Annotated in this window: 6 protein-coding genes and 2 pseudogenes; 6 read left to right on the top strand and 2 right to left on the bottom strand. The window is 58.9% G+C overall.

Annotated elements, in window-relative coordinates; genetic code table 11:
* A pseudogene (locus GGQ88_RS21240) lies at positions 1 to 161 on the top strand (IS3 family transposase); the annotation flags it as partial.
* A gap of 369 nt (positions 162 to 530) precedes the next feature.
* On the opposite strand, the gene GGQ88_RS07240 reads toward GGQ88_RS21240, so the two are convergent.
* Positions 531 to 1,004 carry a MarR family winged helix-turn-helix transcriptional regulator gene (locus GGQ88_RS07240; protein ID WP_183612492.1) on the bottom strand — a complete coding sequence of 158 codons (474 nt, stop codon included), beginning with the start codon at positions 1,002 to 1,004 and terminating at the stop codon, positions 531 to 533.
* 115 nt (positions 1,005 to 1,119) lie between these two features.
* Between GGQ88_RS07240 and GGQ88_RS07235 the strand changes: the two genes are divergently transcribed.
* The 5 genes and pseudogenes from GGQ88_RS07235 (at position 1,120) to GGQ88_RS07215 (ending at position 5,795) form a co-directional block, all read left to right on the top strand.
* Positions 1,120 to 2,133 carry an alpha/beta hydrolase gene (locus tag GGQ88_RS07235; RefSeq protein WP_183612435.1) on the top strand — a complete coding sequence of 338 codons (1,014 nt, stop codon included), beginning with the start codon at positions 1,120 to 1,122 and terminating at the stop codon, positions 2,131 to 2,133.
* Positions 2,134 to 2,447: 314 nt separating this feature from the next.
* The gene (locus GGQ88_RS07230) at positions 2,448 to 2,969 is read left to right on the top strand and encodes a DUF1993 domain-containing protein (RefSeq protein ID WP_183612434.1); all 522 of its coding nucleotides are present in this window, start codon (positions 2,448 to 2,450) and stop codon (positions 2,967 to 2,969) included.
* A 189-nt stretch (positions 2,970 to 3,158) separates the two neighbouring features.
* Positions 3,159 to 3,919 (top strand): IS5 family transposase gene (locus GGQ88_RS07225; RefSeq protein WP_183612433.1). Its coding sequence is split into 2 segments (ribosomal slippage): positions 3,159 to 3,492 and positions 3,492 to 3,919, totalling 762 coding nucleotides; the frame shifts between segments, so codons are not numbered across the junction.
* Between the two features lie 87 nt (positions 3,920 to 4,006).
* Positions 4,007 to 5,036 (top strand): annotated as a pseudogene (locus GGQ88_RS07220) (IS110 family RNA-guided transposase).
* A gap of 471 nt (positions 5,037 to 5,507) precedes the next feature.
* The gene (locus GGQ88_RS07215; RefSeq protein ID WP_183612432.1) at positions 5,508 to 5,795 is read left to right on the top strand and encodes a type 2 periplasmic-binding domain-containing protein; all 288 of its coding nucleotides are present in this window, start codon (positions 5,508 to 5,510) and stop codon (positions 5,793 to 5,795) included.
* Between the two features lie 425 nt (positions 5,796 to 6,220).
* On the opposite strand, the gene GGQ88_RS07210 is transcribed toward GGQ88_RS07215, so the two are convergent.
* Positions 6,221 to 7,678 (bottom strand): efflux transporter outer membrane subunit, encoded by a 1,458-nt coding sequence (locus GGQ88_RS07210; RefSeq protein WP_246385589.1) that lies wholly within the window; start codon positions 7,676 to 7,678, stop codon positions 6,221 to 6,223.
* Positions 7,679 to 7,686 lie beyond the last annotated feature (8 nt).

The raw sequence follows: 7,686 nt of genomic DNA, 5'->3' as shown, positions 1-7,686 counted from the left end.
ACTACAACACCTGCCGCCCGCACTCCTCGATCGGATACCAGACCCCGGCCAGCTACGCGGAAACGATTTTTGCAATGGGGTCAGGCATGCCTGACCCCATTGCAAACAAGGCGCCGAAAGGCATAACCACTACCGCCGAGGCTCTAATCAGAACTGGATGAATGTCCCGTGGCAGGTCAATGTAATCTGTGAATGTGGTCAATCCGCTTGCAGCTTCTGCATCATCGTACCGGAAAGCTCGCGGTTTGCAGATAGCTCGCCCAGAACGCTGCTCCGGGTCGGTGCGCTGGTGCAATGGGCTTTGGCCAATCGGGCTTCAATGGAGCGCGCCCGCTTCACATTGATTTAGACCGATGCTGCCGATCTCTGTTTCGCTGGTAGGTAGAAATTAGAGAGCATCATCAAGCCGCGAAGTTCGCTTTTCAAGGCAAGGTCACGTATCCCTAAGGGATGACCGATTTGGCCCACACTTGCGTTCGCGCAGGCGAGAAGGGCTGGAATGCTCTTTGGGCTAGGGCTTTAAAGTGAAATCATTCTATTTCCCGCAGGGCCGAACCCAGCGCGATCATGGTTTGATTTAGGCTGCTCAAGTCCTCCGAGGACATGCCGGTGGCTTGAAGAATCTCGCCTGGAACGCACTGAAGTGCCTCGTCGGCAAGGTCACGGCCTGTCGGCGTGAGGCTTAGGCGCACCACGCGTTCATCCTTGGGATCGCGCCTGCGCGAGACCAGTCCGGCGGTCTCTAGCCGCTTTATCAGGGGTGTAAGTGTGTTCGATTCAAGGAACAGCCGTTCGCCAAGCTCGCTGACTTTCTGGCCGTCTTTGCTGCTGAGCGCCACTATGGCCAGGTACTGCGGATAAGTGACGGCATAACGGTCGAGAAGCGGCTTGTAGACGCGATTGAACGCTAGTCCGGCTGCATAGACGGAAAAGCATAGGAAATGGTCGAGCGGGTCTGCCTGAGGGAGCTCTGCTCGGGTGGTATGGTTTGGTCCATTTGTCATGACATTGATATACATCGCTCGCGATTTAATCGCAAGGGATTGACTCGCTCGGGCGAATCGGCAATAAAGATCGCACACGATCTAATCGTGAGCGATTTTAAGAAGGAGCCAAGCCATGAAAATCAAGTCCCTGCATGTTGCACTCGCCGCCTCTTCCGCCCTGTTCTTTGCCTCGCCCGCCGCTGCAGAAATCATGGAGCCCACCGCCCAGGCTTTTGCCGATGCAGCTGCTGCAGGCCGTCCGATCTATGACCTGCCTTTTGCAGATGCCCGCAAGGTGCTGGCTGGCGTGCAGGCTGAAAAGATTGCCGCGTCAGCGCCGACCACCACTGAGGATCTGATCTGGAAGATCGGACCCACAGGCAGCGTGCGCATCCGCATCGTCCGTCCTGAGGGCGAAAAGGGACAGTTGCCAGCAGTCCTTTATTATCATGGCGGCGGCTGGGTCATGGGCGATCGCAACACGCACGATCACTTGATCCGCGAACTGGCAGTGCAGGCTAAGGCTGCGGTGATCTTTGTCGAGTACGACAATGCACCCGAGGTCCGCTATCCGATCAACAACGAGCAGGCCTATGCTGCGCTGGCCCACGTGAAGGTCAATGCTGAAGCACTGGGGATCGACGGCAAGCGCTTGGCTGTTGCCGGGGATAGCGCTGGCGGGAATATGGCAATTGCGGTGAGCTTGATGGCCAAGCAGCGCAAGGGGCCGCAGATTTCCCACCAACTGCTGTTCTATCCCGTTACCGATGATGTCTCGGACAACAGTTCCTATCGCGCTTTCGGCAATGGTCCGTTCCTGACCCGCAAAGCGATGGATTATTTCCTTGGCGCCAACTACCCCGCCAAGAGCCGCAACGACGTTCTGGCGTTCCCGCTTAAGGCGTCTGTGGAGGAGCTTTCAGGTCTTCCTTCGGCCACGATCATTGTCGCCGAAAACGATCTTTTGCGCGATGAAGGCGAAGCTTTTGGCCGCAAGCTCCTCTCGGCAGGTGTGCCAGTCACGTCGACCCGCTATAACGGAACGATGCACGATTTCGTGATGCTGAGCCCGCTCGCACAGACCAACGCAGCCAAAACCGCAATTGCACAGGGTGCTTCGCAGTTGCGCCGCGCATTTTCCAACTGAGCAAGGCGGCACACACTCACGGCACATGACAGCGCCCCCTCCCCGCATGGGGAGGGGGTATAGTGTTTCCATCACAAAGTGGAATGTAGGGCCAGGCTTGCATGTGAAGGGAGCCGTTCACGCGCGACATTGGATCGGACTGATTCCACCGCCATTTGCGTCGGCGGTCAAGGTGTAGAAAGACCGGTAGCACCGAGAGTGCAGCTCATCCCATGCCATTGCTCGGTTGATCGAGACTGCGCTAAGACGTGATAGGTTCGCGCCCCACCAACCGCGCCGTGAGAATGCCCAAACCTGTGCAGGAGTTAAGCGAGATGGCCTTTACGCTCTATGCCGCAACGATCCCATCCTACCTGCAGATCCTCAACTCGATATCGAGGCTGATTGGCAAAGCCGAAGCTTTTTGCAGCGAGAACGGTCTCGAGCCTGAGGTATTAATTCAGGCGCGTCTGGCGGAGGATATGTTTCCGTTCGCCTACCAGGTCAAATCTACTGCAGTGCATTCCATCGGTGCCATTGAAGGTGTCCGGAGGGGTACCTTCTCACCTGACACTACTACACCGCCCGCCACATTCGACGGCCTGCGCGCGCGCATCGCTCAAACGATCGTCGCACTGGAAGCGATAGTTCCGGACGAAGTCGAAAGCTTCATCGGTCGAGACATGCGCTTCGAATTTGGCGCCAATGCCATGGATTTTGCTGCCGAAGAGTTCCTGCTGTCCTTCTCGCAGCCGAATTTCTACTTTCACGCCACGACCGCTTACGACATCCTGCGCATGAAAGGCGTGCAGATTGGCAAGCGCGACTTCAATGGACGGGTCCGAAAGCGGGCTTGATAGCGCCCGGCTCGCTGGGTGTCATTGTTGCACGGTGTCGCTCCTGACTTGCCGGCAAGGCTAGGTCCGGCGCGATGAAGCTTCTCGATCGGCGCACTGACGTCGGAAGCGACTTAGGCTCAGGACCTATTAAATTGCTTGCGAACCTCTCGATTGGTTGATTCAATGGCGGCGCGAGGAGGCGCTGCCATGAGTGATCTGATCTGGTTGTCGGAGGCGCAGATGCGCCGGATCGAACCACATTTCCCGCTGTCGCACGGGGTGCCTCGGGTCGATGATCGTCGGATCATCAGCGGCATCATCTTCGTGATCCGTATTGGCTTGCGGTGGCGCGATGCGCCTGCGGAGTACGGGCCGCCGAAGACAATCTACAACCGGTTCATCCGCTGGAGCCGCATGGGCGAGTTCAACAGGATTCTCGCGGCACTGTCCGCCATGGGCGGCAAGCCGGATCAGTTGATGATCGATGCCACTCATCTCAAGGCGCACCGGACGGCAGCCAGTCTGCTCAAAAAGGGGCTGTTCCCCGACGTATCGGACGCACCAAGGGCGGCCTGAACTCCAAGCTTCACGCCGTTTGCGACGGCAAGAGCCGGCCACTGGTCATGCTGCTCAGCGAAGCGCAGATCAGCGACTACAAGGGCGCGGCGCTGATGATCGACCCCTTGCCCAGGGCCAAAGCGCTGTTGGCCTATCAGGGCTATGATGCCGACTGGTTCCGCGCCGCCCTGAGCGAGCGCGGCATTACCCCCTGCATCCCCTCAAAGGTCAACCGCAAGGTCCCGATCCCCCACGACACTGTGCTCTATCGCCAGCGCCACAGGATCGAGAACATGTTCTGCAAACTCAAGGACTGGTGCTGCATCCATACCCGCTACGACCGATACGCCCACACATTCATGTCCGCCATCTGCATCGCCGCAACCGTCATCTTCTGGCTCAATCAATGAGATGGGGTGGTTGCCGCCCTGCCGAACGGCATCGCAATGTGCCAAAAAAGTGGCGTTGAAGGCCACTTAGCGGAAAGGACGGCAACCATGCAGAAAGATACGATGATCGGCGAAGATCTGCCAAAGGCTGTTTTTCAGGTGCACGGCGCGTCGATGACGGGGCAAGAGAAGTTCCGCAAGAAGCTGTCGCGGCAAAGTTTCTCCAGGTTCATGGCCGAGCAGCCTCCAGCGGTGGTGGTTATGGAAGCTTGTGGCAGCGCGCATTACTGGGCCCGCGAGATGATCAGGCTTGGCCATGAGGTGAAGCTAATTGCACCACATTACGTGAAGCCATTTGTGAAGCGGCAGAAGAACGATGCGGCAGACGCGCAGGCTATAGTGATCGCGGCCCAACGGCCTGAAATGCGCTTTGTCGAGCCGAAGTGTGCTGAACAACAAAGCCGGGCGATTTTGTTCCGCGCTCGAGAAAGGCTCGTCCACCAGCGCACCGAATTGGGCAATGCACTCAGGGCGGGCCTCTATGAATACGGCCATGCTGTTCCGCAGGGAATCCATCAGATCAAACGGATCGAGGAAATCCTTGATGCGCCGAACAGCGACCTGCCCGATTTGATGCGTGAGGAATGCCGCGACCTGTTGGAACAGATCGCCGAACAGTCGGTTTGCATCAACGCTCGAACCGCGAAGATCAAGGTTCTCGCGGCTGAGTCCGACACAGCGCGGCGCTTGCAGACGATCCCCGGGGTTGGCCCGTTAACCGCGCTGGCAGTTGAAGCTTTGCCCGCCTATAGACAGCTTTAGCTGTGGCCGCGACTTTGCGGCCTGGCTGGGCCTCGTTCCGCGCCAGTTCTCCTCAGCGGGTAAGGAGCGGCTTGGTCGCACTTCCAAGGCTGGGCAGGCTGATATCCGCAGGCCGCTGATCATAGGCGCCATGTCGCGTCTGAACTGGCTGAGCCGAAAATCAATCCCAGCGGATTCGTGGCTGGCGCGCATTGCAGCGCGAAAGCCGCGGATGCTTGTGGCAATTGCTTTGGCCAACAAGATGGCACGGACAATCTGGGCATTGACGGCAAAGAATGTGGATTACCGAGTTCCGGCATTGGTGGCGGCAGCATGAGCAACATGCTGCAAAATCTGCCAGAGGTCGGATAAAGGCGGTGTGAGAAGGCGACGACCCGAATGGGTAAAATGATCGAACAGATCTGGGTCAGAAAAACCAGTTCAGGACTCTGAGCGATACAGCTCGCCAATGAGAGTTGGATCTGATCCGCGGATCACCATACCGGCCAGCGGCTTCCGACAATGCCGCAATCGAAGGCCTTACAGAAGACCGCACTCGATCACTCGCACACTGGGATCAAAATCTTCTTGCACCACGGGCGGCAACCACAGAAGTCCTGAGCCTAAGTTGTCTAATTGATTCCTGCATTGCTCTTCCTTTTTCCCGTTCGCCAGTGGTTGCCTTCGAGGTCATCGGACAGCCGCGCGGAAAGGGCACCCTTGGCATGCCGCGCACAGATGCACTCGACCGGGATGTCGCGTTCAACCAGCCCATGGTACAGCAAAGTCGAAAGCGTTCCCCGGTATCGTGCTGGATCCGATCGTCGAAGTCAGCCGCTCGGAATTGGCCTGCGCGCTTGTTCGCAAGAATGTCGGGGTCGCGCTGATCTACAGCTTCAGCGTGGACAATGATTTGTGGAACGGGTTTGTTGTTAAGGATATCGACATCGACATCCCCGTGTACGCGTATCTGCTGACATCGAATTTCTCACCGCTATCCGTTTTTGCGGAACGGTTTGTCCGGCAGGTCTACAAGGCAGCAGAGGACCTCGGCTACGAAACCTCCGATTTCCCGCGTGATGTTGTTTCGTCGTGATGCATCACTGCGATTGGCTTAACGCGGGCAGGGGAGCTATTCGACTTGTAGCCAACAATAGTCAGTATCCGGTGGAAAGACACGACGGGGGCAGTTTAGGGTAACGCCGAATTTTGGTCGCGCCCCCGTAAAGACCAACTGACCAAGCTTGCCGGAAGCACGCCGATAGGTTCGACGCCAGGCATCACATTTTTGATGCGGGGAAATGTGTGGGGGAAGAATTGAGGCGGATTGATGGGAAACCAGACGGCAATCAAGGAACGTAATCTCGAAGAACCCGGCCGATATCTGGATTGCGACGGGTTGATGTTCGACCTTACCGGGCTAGGCAAGGGGAGTTGCCTGTCGCGAATTCAGATCACAGGTCATTCCTAACATATTAATCGATCAGGTAAGCCTCGCCAGGAACGCATCGGTCTGCGCGACTACGGACCCACCCGCGCTAACGGCGCCAACCTCGTGGCAACCATCGCCGTTACAGACCATCCTCCGCCAAGCGCCCGGAAAACAGCGATCTGCTGCGCCGAGACCGCGGCATCCTGATCGGCCAGCGCAGCGCGTGCCTCGGCCAAAGTGCGCTCGGCATCGAGTGTCTGGAGTGAATCCACCACACCTTCGCGATTCTGGGCGCGGGTGATCTTGACCGCGCGCATGGCAGCGGCTTGCGCTGCAGCAAGCGCGCGGCGCTGTTCGAGCGATCGGGCATAGGCCGACAAGGCCGTTTCGGTTTCCTGCAGCGCCGTCAGCACCGTGCCGTCGAACGCTGCAAGCGCGCCTGACGCGTCGGCATTGGCTGCATCGATGCGGGCGCGGATCGGCTCGCGGTTGGGAAATGCCCAGTTTATCAGCGGGCCGAGAAGAAAGCTGAGCGGGCCACCGCTGAACAGATCGCTTATGCTTTGCGCAGTCGATGTGGCCGATCCGCCAAGCGTGATCCGGGGATAAAGGTCTGCACGCGCCACGCCGATCCGAGCGGAACTGGCCATAAAGCGCTGTTCGGCCGCGCGCACATCAGGGCGCCGGGCGAGCAATTGCGACCCATCGCCGACCGGGATGGGCGCGGCAATCTCGAGCGGAACCGATCGTTCGCCGGCAATGACCGGCAACTGCGACGGCGCACGGCCGGTAAGCGTTGCGAGGGCAAAGAGGGCGGCACTGCGCTGTGCCTCTATTGCCGGGATCGCCGACGCGCGCTGTTCCCGCAATGTTTCGATCCGCGCAACCGCAAGACCATCGGCCAAACCTGCATCGTGACGCTTGCGCGTCAGGCGTACGGTTTCATCCAGCAGCGCCACGATCGACCGCGCCGTTTCCAGCCGCGCCGCCGCACTGGCGGCAGCGGCATAGGCTTGCGTGGTATCGCCAATGACCATGACCCGTACGGCATCGGCATCGGCCTGGGCGGCGGCAAGGTCGCCGCGTGCTGCGGCAACGTTTTCGGAAATGCGGCCAAACAGGTCCAGTTCGTAAGTAATATCTGCTCCGATGCTGAACAGAGCACCATCGCGGTCAAAGCCAGCCGCCGCTTGGCCTGGAGGCGTGCGCCCATATCCGGCAGACGTGCTGAGCTGTGCCTGCGGCGTTCGGTCGGCACGTGCGCCGCGCAATGACGCGCGCGCGCGTTCGATACGGGCAACGGCCTGTCGGACATCGGTGTTTTGCACATTTGCCTCGTCGATCAGACCATCGAGGACCGGATCATTATAGAGGCGCCACCAGTCCGGCGGTAGCGCCGTGGGGGTGACGGCGCCCGGCGTTGCGGAGACAAAGGGACCGGACGGTACAGCAGCGTTTGTCGGCGGGGGCAGGCTCGCCGGTACAGTGGCACATGCTGAGAGTGTGAGAGCAGATGTTGCGGCAAAGAGAAGCGTGCGCAGTGTCATGACTGGCT

Source organism: Novosphingobium hassiacum (assembly GCF_014196055.1).
Taxonomy (GTDB): Bacteria; Pseudomonadota; Alphaproteobacteria; order Sphingomonadales; family Sphingomonadaceae; genus Novosphingobium; species Novosphingobium hassiacum.
The sequence above is the reverse complement of the archived record's forward strand: the minus strand, read 5'-3'. Positions and strand labels throughout refer to the sequence as shown.

Excerpts from the sequence above, each read along its gene's own strand:
- GGQ88_RS07235 (WP_183612435.1), top strand. The coding sequence starts at position 1,120 with ATGAAAATCAAGTCCCTGCATGTTGCACTCGCCGCCTCTTCCGCCCTG.
- GGQ88_RS07240 (WP_183612492.1), bottom strand. The coding sequence starts at position 1,004 with ATGACAAATGGACCAAACCATACCACCCGAGCAGAGCTCCCTCAGGCA.
- GGQ88_RS07230 (WP_183612434.1), top strand. The coding sequence starts at position 2,448 with ATGGCCTTTACGCTCTATGCCGCAACGATCCCATCCTACCTGCAGATC.
- GGQ88_RS07210 (WP_246385589.1), bottom strand. The coding sequence starts at position 7,678 with ATGACACTGCGCACGCTTCTCTTTGCCGCAACATCTGCTCTCACACTC.